The 19,099-nt window shown below is 39.1% G+C and carries 17 protein-coding genes; 5 read left to right on the top strand and 12 right to left on the bottom strand.

Annotation, left to right across the window (positions count from 1 at the left end; genetic code table 11):
* Nucleotides 1-42: 42 nt before the first annotated feature.
* From ACT53H_RS10485 to ACT53H_RS10500, 4 genes are all read right to left on the bottom strand, one after another.
* Complete coding sequence (locus ACT53H_RS10485; RefSeq protein WP_353155574.1) at nucleotides 43-2,223, bottom strand: PhoX family protein; 2,181 nt, start codon at nucleotides 2,221-2,223, stop codon at nucleotides 43-45.
* 175 nt (nucleotides 2,224-2,398) lie between these two features.
* Complete coding sequence (gene tatC, locus ACT53H_RS10490; RefSeq protein WP_151964015.1) at nucleotides 2,399-3,169, bottom strand: twin-arginine translocase subunit TatC; 771 nt, start codon at nucleotides 3,167-3,169, stop codon at nucleotides 2,399-2,401.
* Nucleotides 3,166-3,600 (bottom strand): Sec-independent protein translocase protein TatB, encoded by a 435-nt coding sequence (tatB, locus tag ACT53H_RS10495; RefSeq protein ID WP_476009197.1) that lies wholly within the window; start codon nucleotides 3,598-3,600, stop codon nucleotides 3,166-3,168. The genes tatC and tatB overlap by 4 nt, the downstream gene beginning before the upstream one ends.
* Nucleotides 3,601-3,612: 12 nt before the next feature.
* Complete coding sequence (locus tag ACT53H_RS10500) at nucleotides 3,613-3,831, bottom strand: Sec-independent protein translocase subunit TatA (protein ID WP_004794775.1); 219 nt, start codon at nucleotides 3,829-3,831, stop codon at nucleotides 3,613-3,615.
* A 252-nt stretch (nucleotides 3,832-4,083) separates the two neighbouring features.
* Here ACT53H_RS10500 and ACT53H_RS10505 point away from each other — a divergent pair, with 252 nt between their 5' ends.
* Complete coding sequence (locus tag ACT53H_RS10505) at nucleotides 4,084-4,959, top strand: permease (RefSeq protein WP_312820875.1); 876 nt, start codon at nucleotides 4,084-4,086, stop codon at nucleotides 4,957-4,959.
* Between the two features lie 194 nt (nucleotides 4,960-5,153).
* On the opposite strand, the gene rdgB is transcribed toward ACT53H_RS10505, so the two are convergent.
* The 7 genes from rdgB to ACT53H_RS10540 form a co-directional block, all read right to left on the bottom strand.
* Complete coding sequence (gene rdgB / locus ACT53H_RS10510; protein WP_004794770.1) at nucleotides 5,154-5,777, bottom strand: RdgB/HAM1 family non-canonical purine NTP pyrophosphatase; 624 nt, start codon at nucleotides 5,775-5,777, stop codon at nucleotides 5,154-5,156.
* Between the two features lie 174 nt (nucleotides 5,778-5,951).
* Nucleotides 5,952-6,539, bottom strand: coding sequence for a tetratricopeptide repeat protein (locus ACT53H_RS10515; RefSeq protein ID WP_476009198.1), 588 nt, complete (start codon nucleotides 6,537-6,539; stop codon nucleotides 5,952-5,954).
* The gene (gene metW / locus ACT53H_RS10520) at nucleotides 6,536-7,129 is read right to left on the bottom strand and encodes a methionine biosynthesis protein MetW (RefSeq protein WP_001217230.1); all 594 of its coding nucleotides are present in this window, start codon (nucleotides 7,127-7,129) and stop codon (nucleotides 6,536-6,538) included. Before metW ends, ACT53H_RS10515 begins: the two co-directional genes overlap by 4 nt.
* Nucleotides 7,129-8,289, bottom strand: coding sequence for a homoserine O-succinyltransferase MetX (metX, locus tag ACT53H_RS10525; protein ID WP_476009199.1), 1,161 nt, complete (start codon nucleotides 8,287-8,289; stop codon nucleotides 7,129-7,131). The genes metW and metX overlap by 1 nt, the downstream gene beginning before the upstream one ends.
* Before the next feature lie 83 nt (nucleotides 8,290-8,372).
* Entirely contained in the window at nucleotides 8,373-10,070 is a 1,698-nt protein-coding gene (gene leuA, locus ACT53H_RS10530) for a 2-isopropylmalate synthase (protein WP_004794764.1), read from the bottom strand.
* Nucleotides 10,071-10,528: 458 nt separating this feature from the next.
* Nucleotides 10,529-11,212, bottom strand: a complete 684-nt coding sequence (locus ACT53H_RS10535) for a Fe2+-dependent dioxygenase (RefSeq protein WP_312820873.1) — start codon at nucleotides 11,210-11,212, stop codon at nucleotides 10,529-10,531.
* Between the two features lie 106 nt (nucleotides 11,213-11,318).
* Nucleotides 11,319-13,592, bottom strand: coding sequence for a TonB-dependent receptor (locus tag ACT53H_RS10540; protein WP_476009200.1), 2,274 nt, complete (start codon nucleotides 13,590-13,592; stop codon nucleotides 11,319-11,321).
* A 414-nt stretch (nucleotides 13,593-14,006) separates the two neighbouring features.
* Between ACT53H_RS10540 and tig the strand changes: the two genes are divergently transcribed.
* The 4 genes from tig (at nucleotide 14,007) to ACT53H_RS10560 (ending at nucleotide 18,428) form a co-directional block, all read left to right on the top strand.
* Nucleotides 14,007-15,341: a trigger factor gene (gene tig, locus ACT53H_RS10545; RefSeq protein ID WP_004794757.1), complete on the top strand. Its 1,335-nt coding sequence runs from the start codon at nucleotides 14,007-14,009 to the stop codon at nucleotides 15,339-15,341.
* A gap of 193 nt (nucleotides 15,342-15,534) precedes the next feature.
* Nucleotides 15,535-16,140, top strand: coding sequence for an ATP-dependent Clp endopeptidase proteolytic subunit ClpP (clpP, locus tag ACT53H_RS10550; protein ID WP_003654845.1), 606 nt, complete (start codon nucleotides 15,535-15,537; stop codon nucleotides 16,138-16,140).
* A 105-nt stretch (nucleotides 16,141-16,245) separates the two neighbouring features.
* Nucleotides 16,246-17,559 (top strand): ATP-dependent Clp protease ATP-binding subunit ClpX, encoded by a 1,314-nt coding sequence (clpX, locus tag ACT53H_RS10555; RefSeq protein ID WP_474771641.1) that lies wholly within the window; start codon nucleotides 16,246-16,248, stop codon nucleotides 17,557-17,559.
* Nucleotides 17,560-17,711: 152 nt separating this feature from the next.
* The gene (locus ACT53H_RS10560) at nucleotides 17,712-18,428 is read left to right on the top strand and encodes a DUF2846 domain-containing protein (RefSeq protein ID WP_174740232.1); all 717 of its coding nucleotides are present in this window, start codon (nucleotides 17,712-17,714) and stop codon (nucleotides 18,426-18,428) included.
* Nucleotides 18,429-18,452: 24 nt separating this feature from the next.
* Here ACT53H_RS10560 and ACT53H_RS10565 read toward each other — a convergent pair whose 3' ends face one another.
* Nucleotides 18,453-19,007 (bottom strand): DUF2059 domain-containing protein, encoded by a 555-nt coding sequence (locus tag ACT53H_RS10565; RefSeq protein ID WP_174740234.1) that lies wholly within the window; start codon nucleotides 19,005-19,007, stop codon nucleotides 18,453-18,455.
* Nucleotides 19,008-19,099: the final 92 nt, after the last annotated feature.

A 19,099-nucleotide genomic window follows, 5' to 3' on the forward strand; every position in this document is an offset into this window, starting at 1 on the left:
AAACCTGCACAAGGCAGGTTTCTTCTATTTTGGTGAAAGAGATTATTTCTTCACAACAGATGGAGCAATTGGGTCGGCAGTGATATAGCCAACCGCCGCTGCAAATTTATTGCTGTAGTTTGTATTAATGGCTGTATCAATTTGCGAAAGTAAATCTGCACTGATACCAGTACGAACACCATTAGTTTCTTTATAGAAACGGTTCCATTCATCACCTGGATGTTGGAAGTTACTCATGATGTAAGTCCAACCGTTTACTTCATCGACTGCGTGTAGACCAGTTGATTCTGCACCTGCTGGTGTAGACAAGATACGGATGAGCTGTTTAGTGTCAACGTTGTAAGCCCATAAGAAGTTATTCAAATGGTTACCAGAGTCTTCACCGATAAATAACGTACGTAGTTTTTCAGAGAACTTCAAGTTGTCAGGGCTAGCAATCTGTTCTGGGTCAGCAGTGTTACCTAAGCTGTCAAAGCTAATGTCTTTACCTTTAATGAGAAGACTAGATTGGCTAGGTACCCATTCACTATTGATTGCGGCATTTGAGCTGTCTTTTTGGCCGCCTGTCAGTTTATGCTCCAAAATACCACCAGCCGTTATTTTCGGGAATTTAACGTTGTGCTCAGCAAGGTAACCGCTACCACCTTCAACCATTGAATCAACAATGTTAGCTAAAGCTGAATATGCGCGTTTATCTGCAATATTTACAGTTGTACCTTCGTTCTTGGTCAATGCCATTGAAGCACCAACGTAAGCTGCATAGCGGTGTGTCTCAAGGAAAGCCGCTGCAAGTTTAGTTTTGTCGCTGTTATCTTTAAGCTTGAGATAAACACCAGTTTTGCTCAAATAAGTAAATTTAAAACCTTGAGCTTCTAATTCTGCTTTTTGAGTAGCTTGTTGTAGTTTTAAACGATCTTTCGCAGCTTTCGCTAAAGCTTGTTGTTCAGGCGTACCTTTATCTCCAGCATCAATAGCTTCAACTTCTGCTGTCGTTGCATCGCTTGGATATTTGGCAATTTGTAGAACCGATTCGAAAATATCAGTTCCTTTGATACCGCTCTTGATGAGGTTTTCAATCTCTACACTTGTTGCGTGACCAAGCTTGATCCATGAGATCTGACCAGTCGTTGTATCTGTAAGTACCGTTGTATATTTTGCAACGTAAAGTGTGCCGGCAGATAGGTCTTTCTCTTTATCTGCAACGAACATGAAGAGACCACCATTGGTATAGTCATCACCCATCAAAACTGTACGGTTGTCTGGGAAAACTTGTACAAGCTCATGTGAAATACGGCCTAAACAGTAGTGCTTTGTCACACGACCCGTACCATCTGCATTTACGGTAATTTCTGGTAAATGACCGTAGTTATATGGGTTAGCCGCATTTTCATCACCATACACATTTTTACTAAATGCTTTAAGTGTTGAAAGTGATTGACCTAACTTTTGGTTGAAAGCATCTGGCTCATATTCTTCACTCGATAAATGAGTTCCCCATGGTGACAAGCTTGCACCACAAGTAATCCATAAACCATGCGCACTTGAAGTGTCTACATTGTGATATTTAATTAAAGTCAAATGACCAGTTTTCGGGTCTTGATCTAAAGTAAGCACTGCAATCGGAGATGATAATTTACCGTAAGTATCACCACCATTTTGGTCTTTTGATAAATATTCAAACTGAACCACATGGAACACTGGGTTACCAGTTACACCTAATGCTTTCTTGTCTGCATCTGTGAAATCTTTGCCAGTCGCTTGTTTAAAGCTAATCAGAGAACTACCATCTGGACAGTCAGAGAAGAATTGACGTTCTTTACCTGCAACTGATTTATCAATAATGGGCTGATTATTAATATCAACATAACCGCCCGCAATAATCTTTCCGCCTTTACCATCAGGAACTTCTGTACCTGTTAAAAAGAATGGTTTGTAAGCAAGTTGATATTCAGTTTTGCTGCCATCTTCCCATGAAATAGCAAGCTTTGATGCACATGCAGTTGTTGCCATCTCTGCTACAGTAGAAGGCGCAGGCATTGACGTAAACGTTGCATTTTTAAAGTTAATTGGTTTTGATGGAGTGGTAACGTCTGAATCATCATTACTATCGTTACATCCTGCTAACGTTGCTGCCGTAGCCATCGCACCTAATGGAAGAAAAGGGATCCCCGTAAACCATTTTAAAATGTCGCGACGTGTTGGGTGGTTAGAAGCAGTTGTCATAATAAATCCGTAACTTTTGTGAGTATATTTGTTGAGTTGATTCTATGGACTGGAAATGACACTTTTCTTACATTTTTAAGTCACTTTGAAGACGGTTTATTGCTTTGTAGATTAAAAAGTGGTCTATACAAAAAAGCCTGAACTTAGAGGTTCAGGCTTTTTCTTAAATATTATTTTATTCAGCAGATTGAGCTTTTCTTTTCTCAAGAATTTTACCGAACAATAATCCAAGTTCGAAAAGCAACCACATCGGGATTGCCAACATCACCATAGAAATTGCATCTGGTGGGGTAATGAACATCGCTACAAAAAAGCAGCCCACAATGATAAAACGTCTTTTTTCAGCAAGACTTTTTGTATTTACCACACCTATTAAAATGAGTAGGAGCGTCGCAATTGGAATTTCAAAAGTGACACCAAAAACTAAAAACAGCTTTAAGCAAAAGCTTAGATAGCTATTAATATCCGTCATAGGTGCAACAGTTTCAGGCGATACACTAATAAAGAAATGTAAAATTGCAGGAAGTGTAATGTAGTATGCAAAGGCAACTCCGGCATAGAACAAAACAATACTACCGATGAGTAAAGGCAGCGCTAAATGACGTTCTTTTTGATATAACGCTGGGCGGACAAAAGTCCAGATTTCATAAAGAATAAATGGCATTGCCAGCACAAGCGCAACAAATAAATTGAGCTTAAAAGGTGCCATAAAGGTTGCAGTTACATCTGTTGCAATCATTGACGATGATGCAGGAAGTTGCAGCCTTAAAGGTTCAGATAATAATTGGTAAGTGTTGTTTCGAAAGGGTAATAAGCAAAAGAATAAAAATAATGTTACCCCGACAATCCTAAATAAATGACGTCTTAAAACGACCAAATGGTTCATGATGGGCATTTGGTCTAGATTTTCTTGTGTATTTATAGTCGTTGAAGGCAGTTGGTTCATACGGCAATCTTCAATTTAACGGGAGGTGTTTCTAAAGTATCGCTTTGAGATGCCAAAGGTCTAAATTTAGCAAGAAAGGGCACTTCATAATGACCCGATACAGGGGAGTACATCGTAGACTGAGATATAGTTTCAGCTACCTCAGTTTTTTCTGAGTTGTCTGAAGTAGACTGTTTTTGTATTTCTTCAAGTTGTTGTTGTACTTTGCGTTCTAGTGCTTCAATGCGGTTGAGTTCTTCTTGCATTTCTTTTCGAAATTCAGAAAGACGCAACTCTTGATCAATCTCATTTTGCAAATTGGTAATATAACGTTTTAGGCGAACATACCAGCGACCAGCAAAGCGTGCGGCTTCTGGTAGTTTATCTGGGCCTAAAACTAAAATTGCAATAATTGCAAAACAGAGTAGCTCTGTCATTCCTACATCAAGCATGGTGGAAAACCTTTAGCTTTTCACTGATGTGCTGTCAGGGGTTTTGACTTGGGCATCAATTGTACGTGGAGTATTAAGAGCAGCAGTTTCGTCTTCTTCACGAACTGATTTTTTAAAGTCTTTTACTGCACCGCCTACGTCTTTACCGATATTTTTTAATTTAGATGTACCGAATAATAAAATAACGACAATTGCAAAAATAACGACGTGCCAAATAGATAAACCGGCCATGATCTTATACCTCTTTTCAGTTTGCTTTATATCAACAGGTTGCCATGACAGGAATGTGACACTTATATGTCACTTTTAAGACAGTGAATGGGGGTAAAGCCTAAGAAGATAATTTTCATAGAGAAGTTATTTAATTATTTAATTTATAGGCAGGCCGATATCGGGCGCTTAAATTACTTGAAATGGAAAGTACATTTCACTTTGAAAAGGTGTAGCATAACAAACTGATTTTGATGGGTGAGAGGAGAAAACGTGGCGTTGTTATTGCCAATATTGGCGTTTATCACTGGACTTTTACTTGCTCAGACTTCTCTTTCAGAAACGATAAAACCTGTTCTTTCAGCTTGGCTTGCCCGCTTACTGATTCCAGTTGTGATTATTTACAACATGGTATTTTATCAGCCGGGTAGTTTGAGTTTGATGCTCTTTAGCTTCGGTTCAGCATTTCTTATTTTCTTTGCATATTTAGCTTTATTTAAAGACAGATTATTAGCGCTTTGCGTGAGTTATACCAACATGGGCTGGCTCGGTTTTCCTTTTGCCATGGCTTTATTTGGCCCTGATGCTACGGCTCCAATTGTTGCGCTATATATTGGTATGTCTCTTTTTGGAAATGCATGGGCTGTTACGGCAGTCACTACTGCGCCACAAAGTAAGCTCAGCATATTAAAAAAGGTTTTAACTTCTCCTCCGTGTATTTCAATCTTTTGCGCGCTTGTGCTCAGGTTGTTAGGTGCTCAGCATATCGAGCATCCTGCCATACATTGGGTATATGAGGTTGCCAAGTTCGCAATGACATTTGCTGGAATGTGTGTACTGGGAATGTGGTTACGTCGTACTCGAGTGCATTTAAAAGACTTAATCTACAGCACCAAAGCTCAAGCATTTAAGGTGGTGTGTGGACTTATTCTTTGTGGATTAACTTATAGATTTCTACCGATTCCAAATATAAGTCAGCAAATTGGAGTCATGTTTTTAATGTTCTGTTTGCCACCAGCAGCCAATATTGTAGCGCTAGAAACACATTATCAAGGAACAGGAAGATCTGCGGCTTATATCGCTTCTGGGACGATTGTGAGTTGTGTTTGTATTGCGATTTATGCAGTGTTTTTGCACATGTTCGTCTAATTAATTATTTAATTCTAACCCTACACTTGCTTGTGTGAAGGCGGCATGGATGCCGCTAGTTAGACTGTGGCACAAGGACGTGCCATCAGTCTAACAAAAGATTTTTGCTTACTTTTCATCTTTGAAAAGTAAGGTTTGCCTATACAAAGCTGAATACTCTATAACGTGGTATTCAAAGGCTATATGGAAAAAAATTATACTAAACTTTCTCTAAATAACTGCATCGCTTGTCCACGATGACTAATCTTATTTTTGTCCTCTTTAGAAAGTTCAGCGCTAGAAACTTGTAGCTCAGGTAACCAGAACAGTGGGTCATAACCAAAGCCATTTTCACCGCGTGCAGCTTCTAAAATTTCGCCGTGCCAGATGCCTTGGAAAATTTGTGGTAAAGGGTCTTCGGCATGCGTCACTAAAGCAAGTACACATACAAACATACCTTCAATCACTTCACCATTTTTACGGTAGGGTAAAAGGTCATTTAATAATTTGGCATTGTTTGCTGCATCGTCACCGTGTTCTCCAGCATAGCGTGCTGAATAAATACCAGGTGCGCCGCCTAAGACTGGTACACAAATACCAGAGTCGTCAGCCATAGCAGGTTTACCTGAAATTTTAGAAGCATGACGCGCTTTAATAATAGCATTTTCAATAAAGCTTAAGCCGTCTTCGATTGCATCGGGAATATTAAGGCGACCTTGAGGAATAATTTCTACAGGTAACTTAAGCTGTTCAAAAAGTTTTTCAAACTCAGCGACTTTACCTTTGTTATTGCTGGCAAGAACTAAACTGCCCTGATCAAACCAATGTGGGGTAGACATAATAAAACCAAACTTTATAGCTAATATCGAACGTGAGTTATGTTACGTGTTTTTTAAGAGGGGATATAGAGGGAAATAAATAGAATATAAAATGGGACAACCTAAACTAAAGCCACCTTATAGAGTATACAAGGTGGCTTTAGTCGAGTAAGGTTTTTTACGGATGAACCGTTATTATTGTGCTTGAATCCATTTGTCTGCACGGTCACGCGCTGTACGGATTTGTTCTTGAGTTAGGTTCGCCGCTAGAGCAGTTTTCTTACCTTCAGATAGGCTAATCACTTTATTATCGAGCATGCCATCACGAGTTGAAAGCTCATACCATTGGTAAGCACCCATGTAGTTTTTCTTTTGCTCTTCCATCATCGCGAGGTTGTAGCTTGCACGGTTATCACCATTGCTTGCTGCTTTTTCAAAGTATTTACGAGCCATTGACTCATCTTTTCTAACACCAATACCGTCGGCGTACATACGACCCACGTTGAGTTGTGCTGGTGATAAACCTTGATCAGCTGCTGCTTTAAACCATGCGAAAGCTTGTTTTTCGTCTTTTTCTACATCTTTACCATATTGGTAGTGTGTACCAAGGTAAAATTGCGCGCCTGCTTGACCAGCTTTTGCAGCTTTCTGAAGGTCATTAACCCCCATTGTTGAAAAGCGTGCAGCCTGACTCGCAACCGATTGTGGCTGGGCGATATAATCTGCATGAGCCTGCATACTTAGCAGTCCTGCAAATAGTGTGCTAAATAATGTCTTTTTCATAGTGCACTCACTCGATAAATAGCGACTTCACCAAACAAATTAGGAACATGTTTGCTTAACAGGCTTCCCTGCTGATTTCCATTGACGGCGAGTCGATTAATAATTTGTATCTGATTTTCCGCACAGAGTGCTTCGAAATCTTTAAATGTACATAGATGAATATTGGGGGTGTTATACCACATATATGGTAGAGCATCCGATACAGGCATCATTCCTTTTAATGCAAGAAAAGAACGAGTCTTCCAATGTGCAAAGTTTGGAAAAGTAATAATTGCCTGTTTACCCACACGCACCATGTCTCTTAATAAAACATCCGGTGCATCTACGGCTTGCAAAGCCTGTGCCATCACCACATAGTCAAAAGACTGGTCGGCAAAACGGCTCAAACCGAGATTCAAATCTTGTTGAATAATATTTAACCCGCGACTGACGGCAATTGCAATCTTTTCTTGATCAATTTCTAAACCATAAGCACGAATTTGATGCTTTTGGCTCATATGAGCGAGTAATTCACCATCACCACACCCTAAATCGAGTACGCTTGAGCCGGGTTTAATCCACTTTTCTGCCAGTTGTTGATCAATACGCATTAACTTGTCTCCAGTGATGTCGATTTTAAGTGTTCTTCACCGCCTAAGAAAGCGCGCATGGTTTTGACATACAGTGGAATCGGGAATAAGAACGAGTCATGGCCTTGCTCAGCATCAATATCGAGATAACTTACTGGCTTATGATTGGTAATAAGTGCATCTACAATTTCTTGAGAGCGACTAGGGGCAAAACGCCAGTCTGTTGTAAAAGAAACAATCAGGAACTGACATTTGGTTTTACCCATCGCTTCTGTTAACGAATGATTGTATTCACGTGATGGGTCAAAATAATCCAAAGCTTTGGTCATGATGAGATAAGTATTGGCATCAAAGTTACGGCTAAACTGTTCGCCTTGATAACGAAGATAGCTTTCGACTTGAAACTCGACATCAAAACCGTACATAAATTTGCCAGATTTTAAATCACGGCCAAATTTCTGTTTCATGGCTTCTTCTGAAAGATAGGTGATATGACCGACCATGCGAGCCAAAATCAGACCACGTTTCGGGTAGCTATCATTTTCTAAATAACGACCATGATGGAAGTCTGGATCAGACAAGATCGATTGACGCGCAACCTCGTTAAATGCAATATTTTGTGCTGAAAGCTTTGGTGCGCTGGCAATAATCACACACTTTTGTAAGCGGTCAGGATAGTCTACTGACCATTGTAGTGCTTGCATGCCCCCTAATGATCCACCAACAACTGCATACCATGTATGTACCCCTAGACGATCAGAAAGCATGGCCTGAGTTTTAACCCAATCGCGTACCGTCACTAAGGGAAAATCAGGTCCATAAGGGCGATTATCATTTTCAGGGTTTGGAGATATTGGACCCGTTGAGCCGCTACATCCACCAATATTGTTGAGAGAAACTACAAAAAACTTATTTGTATCGATTGCCTTACCCGGGCCAATACAGCTATCCCACCATCCGGCTTTCTTATCATCTTCATGGTGATAACCTGCTGCGTGATGATGTCCAGAAAGAGCATGACAGATTAAAATGGCATTTGATTGATCTGCATTTAAAGTGCCGTAAGTTTCGACCATTAATTCAAAACGTGGCAAGACACGACCACATTCAAGGTGTAATGGTTCTTCAAATTGGAACTTTTGCGGAGTGACTAACCCCACTGAATCAGCTGGAAAAGACACGGGAACATTTCGCCTTTTAAATCTTTCAGGAATAAAAAGAAAGGATACCAAGCTAGGTATCCTTTCAAAAGAGTTTTTTTAAATTAAACAGCGGCGGCAACAACCTGATCTGTACTTAAAACGCCTTGATCAATCAAACGGTTAGTACATGCAATAATTGCTTCAATCGATGAGGTGACTGTATTGTCGTGAACACCTGCACCAAATGAACCTTTACCTGTACCTTTGACTTGAAGTTCGATCAAGGTTAACGCTTTCGCATTCGCACCAGAACTAATGCTACGCTCTTCATAGTTCAATACGTCAATTGGTAATTGAAGCGCATTTAAGAATGCAGAGATTGGACCGTTACCTTCACCACGAAGTTGTTGTGTTTCACCCTCGACATCAACATCAAGTTCGATAATCTGAGTGCCGTTAATATCCGACAATCTGTAGTTTTTGACTGTGTAATGTTGGTTTTTCACATCAACATAAGTGTCTTTAAACAAGGTCCAGATTTCTTTTGCATTAATTTCTGTACCATTATCATCGGCATATTGTTGAACAACCTGACTGAATTCAATTTGTAAACGGCGAGGTAATACAACGTTGTAGTTCGCTTCTAATAAGTAAGCGATACCACCTTTACCAGACTGACTATTTACACGAATAACTGCGTCATAGTCGCGGCCCAAATCTTTCGGGTCGATTGGCAAGTAAGGCATATCCCAGATTTCTTCGTTTTTCTGGTACTCGAAGCCTTTTTTGATTGCATCCTGATGTGAACCAGAGAATGCAGTAAATACCAAGTCGCCTGCATATGGATGACGAGGGTGTACAGGTAAGCCAGTACATTCTTCAACCGTTGCAATCACTTCATTAATGTTAGAGAAATCTAACTCTGGCGCTACACCTTGGGTGTACATGTTCAATGCAATGGCTGCAACATCAACGTTACCTGTACGCTCACCATTACCGAACACACAGCCTTCGACACGGTCAGCACCAGCCATAATGGCAAGTTCTGATGCGGCAATACCACAGCCGCGGTCATTGTGGCAGTGCACAGAAATGATCACACCATCACGACGTGCCAAATTACGATGCATCCATTCAATTTGGTCTGCATAAACATTTGGTGTAGAAACTTCTACAGTCGCAGGTAAGTTTAAAATCACTTTATGATCTGGACGTGCATCCCAGATTTCTGTGACGGCATCACAGACATCTTTAGCGACTTCTAATTCGGTTGCAGAGAAACATTCTGGACTGTACTGGAAAATCCAGTCAGTTTGAGGATACTGTGCAGCATACTCTTTAACTTTTTGAGCAGCATTAATTGCTAATTGTTTTGCACCATTAACGTCTACATTCAACACCTTTTGACGGAAGGTTGGAGAGTTAGAGTTATAAATATGCACAATTGCGCGTTTAGCACCTGCCAAAGATTCAAAAGTACGTTCAATTAAATGGTCACGTGCTTGAACCAAAACTTCAATGTATACGTCATCAGGAATATGATTTTCTTCGATCAACATACGAGTAAAATCGAAGTCAATTTGTGATGCAGAAGGGAAACCGATTTCAATATGTTTAAAACCGATTTTCACAAGCATTTTGAACATTTTGAATTTTTGTTCCATATTCATCGGTTCAAAAATTGCTTGGTTACCGTCACGTAAATCGGTACTCATCCAGATTGGCGCTTTTGTAATTTCTTTATTCGGCCATTGGCGATCTGGTAAATCCACACGTTGGTACATACGGCGGTATTTTTTGCTAGGGTCAGCCAACATCATGAGAAAACTCCTTGTCTCGTAGCGCGGTTGCTCTGGATATATTTAAAAGGCAACGTCTCTACTTAATATATGGTATCTAATTCAGAAAAATTAAAGGTAATTTTGAAATGCTGCTTTAAAAAGCAGACAAAATTTTTATACGCGCGCGTGGCGCAGCATCAGGAGTTGCAGATGATGTCTTGCTTGAGTAGGCTGGGCAAACAAGTAATTCGTTTTCATCTCTAGACCGTAGAATAATAAGTTTGATGGTTTGCGGGTAATCTTGATATTTAGATATATCACATCTAAACAATGATTACACCTTGTGCAAAATTCTTATCATAATTTTAGTTAAGTTGTTTAGAAAATAATTTTCTAATTTTGCGCTGTTTTATTTTTTATGGAAAATTATTTTCATATTTTTGCCTTTTTAAGGTAAAAAAGATTATTAAGTCTTAAAAATGCAAAAATAAATAGTGTTACAGTTCTGACCACATACGAATTAAATTATGATAAATGTTGGTGAGCTTCATGACTTCTGGGTAGTTATCGCCGTGTGATTTACGTAATTCTCGAATGCTCTCATCAAGATTAAATAAAAGATGGCGTTTACTATCGTCGCGTACCAAACTTTGTACCCAGAAAAAAGAAGCAAAACGAGTACCTGAAGTAATGCTACTGACTTCATGCAGGCTAGTAGACGGGTAGAGCACCACATCACCCGCCGGTAATTTGACTTCGTGATAACCATAAGTGTCTTCAATAACGAGGTCACCACCTTCATATTCTTCGGGTTCACTTAAAAATAGCGTACAAGATAAATCGGTGCGGAGCTGCTCAGAAGTGCCACGGATAAGACGAATTGAATTGTCCACGTGAAAACCGAAGCTTTCATGTTCATCATAACGATTAAAAAGCGGTGGAATAATTTTGTGGGGTAGGGCCGCAGCCTGAAACACTGTATTTTGCCAAATTGCTTTGATGACAATATCACTCAAATGATGAGTAAGCGGGTCTTGTTCCGAGAGTTGCTGATTTCTTTTAACAGAAGCAGATAAGGTGCCAGCAGTCACTTTTCCACCTACCCAATTGGCTTCTTCCATGAGTTTACGAAACTCGGCAACTTGCTCTTTGTTTAAAACATTGGGGATATGATGAATCACAGCAAACACCTTTTAAATAGATACTTCATTTGTAAAAATAGCCTCGTGACGAGGCTATTTTATATGAACTTTAATTAATTCCATAAATAAATTATGGAATTTAAACTTAGTACTTAAAGTTAATCGCTAAGACAGCATTACGGCCCATACCTTCAAACGCGTAGTGAGCAGGGTGAGCACTTGTAAAGTAGCGCTTATCAGAAATATTGTTAATGTTAAGCTGTAAGTTTACGTTTTTGTTGACGTCGTATTTAGCCATAGCATTGTAAATGGTATAAGTCGGTAAATACTTGTCTTCAAGCATCGTTGTACCTGTGTTTGTATTAGTGAACACTTTGTCACGATACTCTGCACCTGCACCAACTGTTAATTTAGGCAAGATTCTATAAGTTGACCACAATGTTGCGCTATTTTTAGCTACGAAAGGAAGAGGTTTACCTTCTTGAGCAACTGCGTTGTAAGCCGCTTTTGTAAGTTCGCTGTCTAAATAGCTATAACCAGCTGAAACTTCCCACTTATCAGTCACTTTACCGTTGAAACCAACTTCAAAGCCGTCAACTTTGCTTTCGCCCGCATTAGTTGAAGTGTTGGCGTCTATAGCGATACGAGTATTTTGCTTCTCTGTGCGGAAGATTGCAGCAGTTAAGTTTGCACGGTTATTAAATAGGTCCCATTTTGTGCCTATTTCGAAAGTACGTGCTTTTTCTGGGTCTAAATCATTTGCTTGTTGCGAAGATGTAGAGAGTGCATCTGCGCCGTCACCTTGGTCTACGCCAACTGGGTTAGCAGAAGTTGCAAAGCTTGCATAGATACTGCCATTTTCAGTTGGTTTATAGACTAGACCAGCTTGATAAGAGAAATAATCACTATCGTTTTCAAATTTCTGACCAGCTGCAATGCTTACATCATTTGAGTAATTGCCGTTAGCTCCACCCACTGTTTTATAAATGTTTTTATTATATTTACGTTCAGTTTCAAATTTATCCCAACGTACGCCCAAATTTAAAAGCCATTGAGGGGTAAATTCAATGCTATCTAAAGCATATAAAGAAACTGTACGACTGCGGGTTGTATATTGATTGGTGATGCTACCTAAAGTATCGGTAAATGCTCCATTCATTGGATTATTTACTGATGTACACCAACCATTCGAAAGAGCACTGCTCGCAGGGCAGCTTGTATTGTGTACAGTTGAGGTTGTACCAGAGCCATCTGTAAAAGTGTAAACACCTTGGCTTGATTCTTGATAGCTCCACTCAGCACCTGTATTAAAAGAATGCTTAAGTGAGCCAGTATTAAATTTCCCTTTTAACGCAAGCTGGTCACTATATGCATCAGTATCTACAATACGACTTAAAGCACGACGAACAATAGTACCATTTTTGGTTACATTACCTTTTGAGTCATCTGCGTTTGTATAGATGTAATCTGATTTAGATTTTGTATATGACATCGTATTTGACAAAGTTAAATCATCAGCAAGATCTTGCTCTAATTTAAATGTACCAATGTGGTTTTCACGCTTATCAAAATCACGCTCTTTCCAGCCATAATAAGTGCCTTGTTTTACGTCAATTGGTTTTCCACCAACAGGAAGAAATGGAATACCTGCATCTGGTTCATCATTACTACGTAAATAGTAGTAGCTCAGTGTTCCACGAGTTGCAGTATCTAGGCCAAATGCAAGACTTGATGCAATACCGGCACGAGCATATTCAGCACCATTATTTGCACCAGCTTTTTCGTTTTCATGGCCCATAACCACAACACGACCAGCAACTCCGTTACCAAAGTCTTTGTTAGCATCGAGTTGGATATGGCGATAGTTGTCAGTACCACCTTGAACGCTACCTTGGTAAACGTCACCTTCATGAGCAACTTTAGGGATTAAATTAATACTTCCGCCTACGCCACCGCCGCCACCAAGAGCAGAAGAAGAGCCTTTAATGACTTCAACTTGTTCAATGGCAAACATATCGCGATTTTGAGAAGTAGAATTACGAACACCATCAACGTAGACAGATGATTGAGCACTATAACCACGGATGTAGGGCATATCTGTAAACGGGGTACCGCCTTCACCTGCACCTAACGTAATACCAGGTTCATAGCGTAAAGCTTCGAGTAGAGTATTAGAGTTTGTATCTTTAATTAATTTTTGAGAAAGAATAGAAACGGATTTTGGAGTATCTAAAAGGGGAGCAACTAATTTTGAATTTGCCGACTCATCTACTTTTAAAGATTCTTCGTGAGTTGCTTGAGTGTGAATGGTTGGTAATTGTGAAATTACTTCTTGTGCCATGGCTGTTGTTGCAATCATAGAAAGAGATGATGCGATTGCAGATGAAACAATTTTTTTACGTGTTCTAATCAATGACATGACATTCAGGACTTAAATATAAAACGTTATGCGAATAATAATAATTCTTATTTATATGTACAGTTTGTGTTAATTGGATTTGCCAATTGAATTGTGAAGACAAAGTGAATGATTAAATAGTAAAGTGTACTTTTATTTAGCTAATCTACTGATTCTTAGTAATTGTTTGTAAAAACGATTAAATTTAGATTTTGATTGTAATTTTAGATTTATGAAGAATAACTAAAAAATTAGTTTTACTTAAGGTTTTTTGAAAAATATTTAAAGAATCATAAAATTACTGTGAAATTTACAAGAATAATGACGCTAACTTAAATGAAGTGATCGGTTAATTTTGTATATCTTGAAAGTTGTCATATAATACAGCACTTTTAAAAAAACTGTTCCTACTCACTAATTTTTATCGAGGAAGCCATGCAAGTAACGACTGAAGCGGTTTCGGGCGTTGCCCGTCGTTTAAATGTGTCTGTACCGACGAGCCGTATTAACGAGCAATTTGAAGCTCGTTTGAAACGCACTGCCAAAACTGTGAAGATCAACGGCTTCCGTCCAGGTAAAGTACCTGAAAACGTTGTTCGCCGCGAATATGGTGCAGGCATTTATCAAGAAGTTGTAAATGACATCATTCGTGATAGCGTTTTTGAAGCAATTCAACAAGAAAAAATCAATGCGGTAGGTATGCCGAACATTGATAAAGTTGAACATAAAGAAGATGCTTTAGTTTTTGAAGCGACTGTAGAAGTTTATCCAGAAGTTGCAGTACAAGCATTCGACGGTTTAGAAGTTGAACGTAAAACAGCTGAAATTAAAGATGCTGACGTTGATGCTATGATCGAAAACTTGCAAAAACAACGTCAAACTTGGGCTGTTACCAAGGGTATGGCGAAAAAAGACATGCAAGTGACTTTTGACTTTGAAGGCACTATCGACGGTGAAAAGTTTGAAGGCGGTTCTGCTGAAGACTTTAAACTCGTATTAGGTTCAGGTCGTATGATTCCTGGCTTTGAAGACGGCATCGTTGGTATGAAAGCTGGTGAAGAGAAAGTAATTGATGTTACTTTCCCGGAAGACTACCAAGCTGAAAACTTGGCTGGTAAAGCAGCTCAGTTCAAAATCACTGTGAAGCAAGTTGAAAAATCAAAACTTCCAGAAATTGATGCTGAATTCTTGAAAATCTTCGGTGTAACTGAAGAGGAAGGCGTTGAGAAATTAAAAGCTGACGTTCGTAAGAATATGGAACGTGAAGTTCGCAATGGTTTACGTAACCAAGTTAAACAAGCTGCTTTTGATGCACTTGTTGCTGCGAACGAAGTTGAAGTTCCAACTGCAATGGTTGCTCAAGAAATTGACCGTCAACGTCAACAAATGGTTCAACAGTTCACTCAACAGTTCGGTGGTGCAGGCGCGCAATCTTTTGACAAGAGCATGCTTCCTGACGAATTGTTCAAAGAGCAAGCAGAGCGTTCTGTTAAGCTTGGCGTATTGGTAAGCAAAGTTTTAGCTGACGCTAAACTTGAAGTTGACCAAGCTCGCGTTGATGCTTACATCGATGACATGGCTTCTTCTTACGAAGATCCAACTGAAGTGATTGAATACTTCAAAAATGATGCTCAACAACGTGCTCAAATCGAAGCAGTTGTATTAGAAGATCAAGTTGTTGATCACATCTTAGCTGGTGCTAAAGTGACTGACAAAGCTGTATCTTATGATGACTTATTGAAAGAACAACAAGCTCGCCGTATGGGCTAATCTTTTAAGAAGTCAGAAAAAGGCGCTTTAGGCGCCTTTTTTGTTTTTCTTTATGTGGTCAATTTGAGTGCGACATTAAGTACTTAGGTATAAATAATATAATATTTCAGTGCGAACCTTTTGCAATTTGAGAAATTATCCCGCATATTGTTGCCATAGGTTAAGTCACAAAAAATTTAGGAATAAATAACGTATGTATGTTCCAACAATTGAAAATGCTTTAGTTCCTGTTGTGGTTGAACAATCTTCTCGCGGCGAACGTTCTTTTGATATTTATTCACGACTTTTACGTGAGCGCGTCATTTTTTTAACAGGTGAAGTTGAAGACAATATGGCAAATCTAATTGTTGCCCAAATGTTGTTTTTAGAAGCTGAAAACCCTGATAAAGATATCCACCTTTATATCAACTCTCCAGGTGGGTCGGTGACAGCGGGTATGGCTATTTATGACACGATGCAGTTTATTAAACCTGATGTCGTAACATATTGTATGGGCCAAGCTGCTTCAATGGGTGCATTCTTATTAAATGCTGGTGCTAAAGGCAAACGCTATTGTCTAGAAAATGCCCGTGTCATGATTCACCAACCATTAGGTGGTTTCCGCGGTCAAGCATCGGATATTGAAATTCATGCGCGTGAAATTCTATTTATTAAAGAACGTTTAAACCGCTTAATGGCAGAGCATAGTGGTCAAGACTACGAAACTGTTGCTCGTGATACTGACCGTGATAACTTTATGACAGCACAGTCTGCTAAAGAATATGGTTTGGTTGATCAGGTGTTAAGTAAGCGTCCATAAGGACCTTCTTATATAAATAACTTGAGATGTTGAAAAAGATCTCCATTTAGTTATTTATGCAGTGCATCTTGCCCTAATATTTAAGATTCTATTTGTGGAGTGAATATGTCCGAACATCCTCAAGGACAAAAACATTGTTCATTTTGCGGTAAAACGCAGTCTGAAGTCGGGAAACTGATTGCAGGTGAGGACGCATATATTTGTAATGAGTGTGTGGATGTCTGCTTAGACCTTGTACAAACCAGCCAACAGGTTGAAGCAGGGGACTGGGCGAGTAAGGCATTGCCAAAACCACATGAAATACGTGCTGCGCTTGATCAATATGTAATTGGTCAAGATCTTGCCAAAAAGACATTATCTGTTGCGGTTTATAACCATTATAAACGCCTAAAAGTTGGTCATAATGGACATGTGTCTAAAGAAGTAGAAATTGCTAAAAGTAACATTCTATTAATTGGACCTACAGGTTCGGGTAAAACTTTACTTGCGCAAACATTGGCTCGCCTATTAGACGTTCCATTTGCAATGGCGGATGCAACGACATTAACCGAAGCTGGTTATGTCGGCGAAGATGTTGAAAATATTGTACAAAAGCTTTTGCAAAAAGCGGACTACGATGTAGAGAAAGCTCAGAAGGGCATTATCTATATTGACGAGATTGACAAGATTACTCGTAAATCTGAAAACCCGTCAATTACTCGTGATGTTTCTGGTGAAGGTGTACAACAAGCATTGTTAAAAATGATTGAAGGTACAGTGGCTTCTATTCCTCCGCAAGGTGGACGTAAGCATCCGCAGCAAGAGTTTATCCAAATTGACACCTCGAATATCTTGTTTATTTGTGGTGGTGCATTTTCTGGTTTGGAAAAAATTGTACAGCAGCGTCAAGAGAAAGGCGGTATTGGTTTTACAGCTGATGTTAAAAACAAAGATGAAACCAAAAAACTTGCTGAATTGTTCCGTCAGGTTGAACCAACTGACTTAGTGAAATTTGGTTTAATTCCAGAATTCATTGGTCGTTTACCAGTGATTGCGACACTTGAAGAGTTGGATGAAGAAGCATTAATGCAAATTTTGACTGAGCCAAAAAATGCATTAACTCGCCAGTATCAATATCTTTTCACTATGGAAAATGTTGATCTGATCTTTGAAGTTTCTGCATTGCGTGCTATCGCGAAGAAAGCACTTGAACGCAATACGGGTGCGCGTGGTTTACGTTCTATTATGGAGAACGTGCTGCTTGAAACCATGTACGATTTACCAAGTCGTACTGACGTTGGGACAGTCATTATTAATGAAGCAGTCATTAATGGTGAAGCAGAACCTGTTTATAAAGCAGAGCGTCAACCTAAAGAAGCTACAACACATGAAAGTGTTGTTAAGGCAGATTTAAAGGTTATTGATTCGAAGTCTGCATAGATTTCATTCATCTAAAAAGCATGAATCGCGCGAGTGATTCATGCTTTTTTTGTTTTCAATTTATGTGCGCGGTGTTAATCTTAAAAATACAAAATACGCATAGTTTTGCGTTGTAAAAAATAAATCAAAAACAAAACGCTTTGAGGGATGCCATGCGTTATTTAATCGTATCTTTGTGCTGTGCCGGATTGTTTGTGGGCTGTCAAAATTCATCTCATTTAGAAAAAAATACGGGTGAATTGACTGCAACCTTACCTAAAGTTGATGTTGAAAAAGAACCTGGTTTGTTTGATCAATATCATGTGGGTGGTTTTGCTGTAGGTGGTTGGGTTAACCAAAAGTTGGGTCAGACTTTTGCTCCAGTCAAACCACAAAATCAGCAAGCTGCTGTAGTTTATCTTTATCGACCAGACACGAAATGGAATCGTCAGGAAATTGCGGCGATAAATCTCTTTGTGAATGGCAAGCGTATTCCGAGTCTATTACATAATCATTATTACTGGATTGAATTGCCAGCAGGCACTTATCGTCTTTCTGCAAGCCGCCCTTTACTTGGTATTCATTTTCAAGAACCGAAATATATTGATATCACTGTTGAGGCGGGAACGTCTTATTATTTGAAATATGATGAAGAGAACAAAATGGACCGTGGTGAACACACTGGCCCATTTATGTTAATGCAAGACAATATAGGACGTAGAGAGATAGCATTTACCGAGCTTAAATCTTCTAGCTACAACTTTGTGGCTGAAGAAGCTTCAGGAAAGATTCGACATAAACCACAAGAATTAAAGCCAGCCAAATATGATGAAAAATCAGATGTACATCTGATTAAGCCATTTAAATTATGGAATCCTTTAACTTGGTAATGGACCGCAAAAGATAAAGAAAAGTTAAGACTTTTCTTTATCTTTCATGAGTGGGGCAAGAATTTTAAGCATCTCTTCTTGCATATGATCCCTTGCTTTAGGGTCATTAAAAGTCTGTTGTCCCAACTCCATCATATATTCTGAAATTTGCCCCATAATCTGCACGTTCTTACGTGTAATTGATTGGCCTTCTGGGGTTTTTAAAAATTTCAGATTAGCCTGAATTTCTTCTTCAGTATAAGTCTTAAGATAAATATCTTGTAAGGCTTGAGTGGTTTTTGGATTGCTAATGAGCTGATTGCTCGAATCTTTCAAAAGTAAACCTAACTTTTTCGCGGCCTCTTTTTCTTTTGGACCTAAAGTTTTGATACCCGTGATATTACTAACGATCTGTTCTGCCTGTTGATCATAGTAAGGTGTTAATTCATTAATTGATTCTTTAAGTAGGTAATCAATTTGGCTCATTTGCATGAGTTCTTTGACTGAACTTAACTTAGCAGGAGACGCAAATAAGCTTGTTGTAATACAGCTTAAGCAGAGGCTGATTGAAAGGTTTTTAAGAATAGGGCGAATAGTCATGAAATGACCTATATTCAATATATGGCGAGAGAGTGCATTTATTAATAGCACAGATTGAAGAAGTAATTGTTACAATTCTTTTCAGATTTTAA

Source organism: Acinetobacter sp. DMC2 (assembly GCF_056314305.1).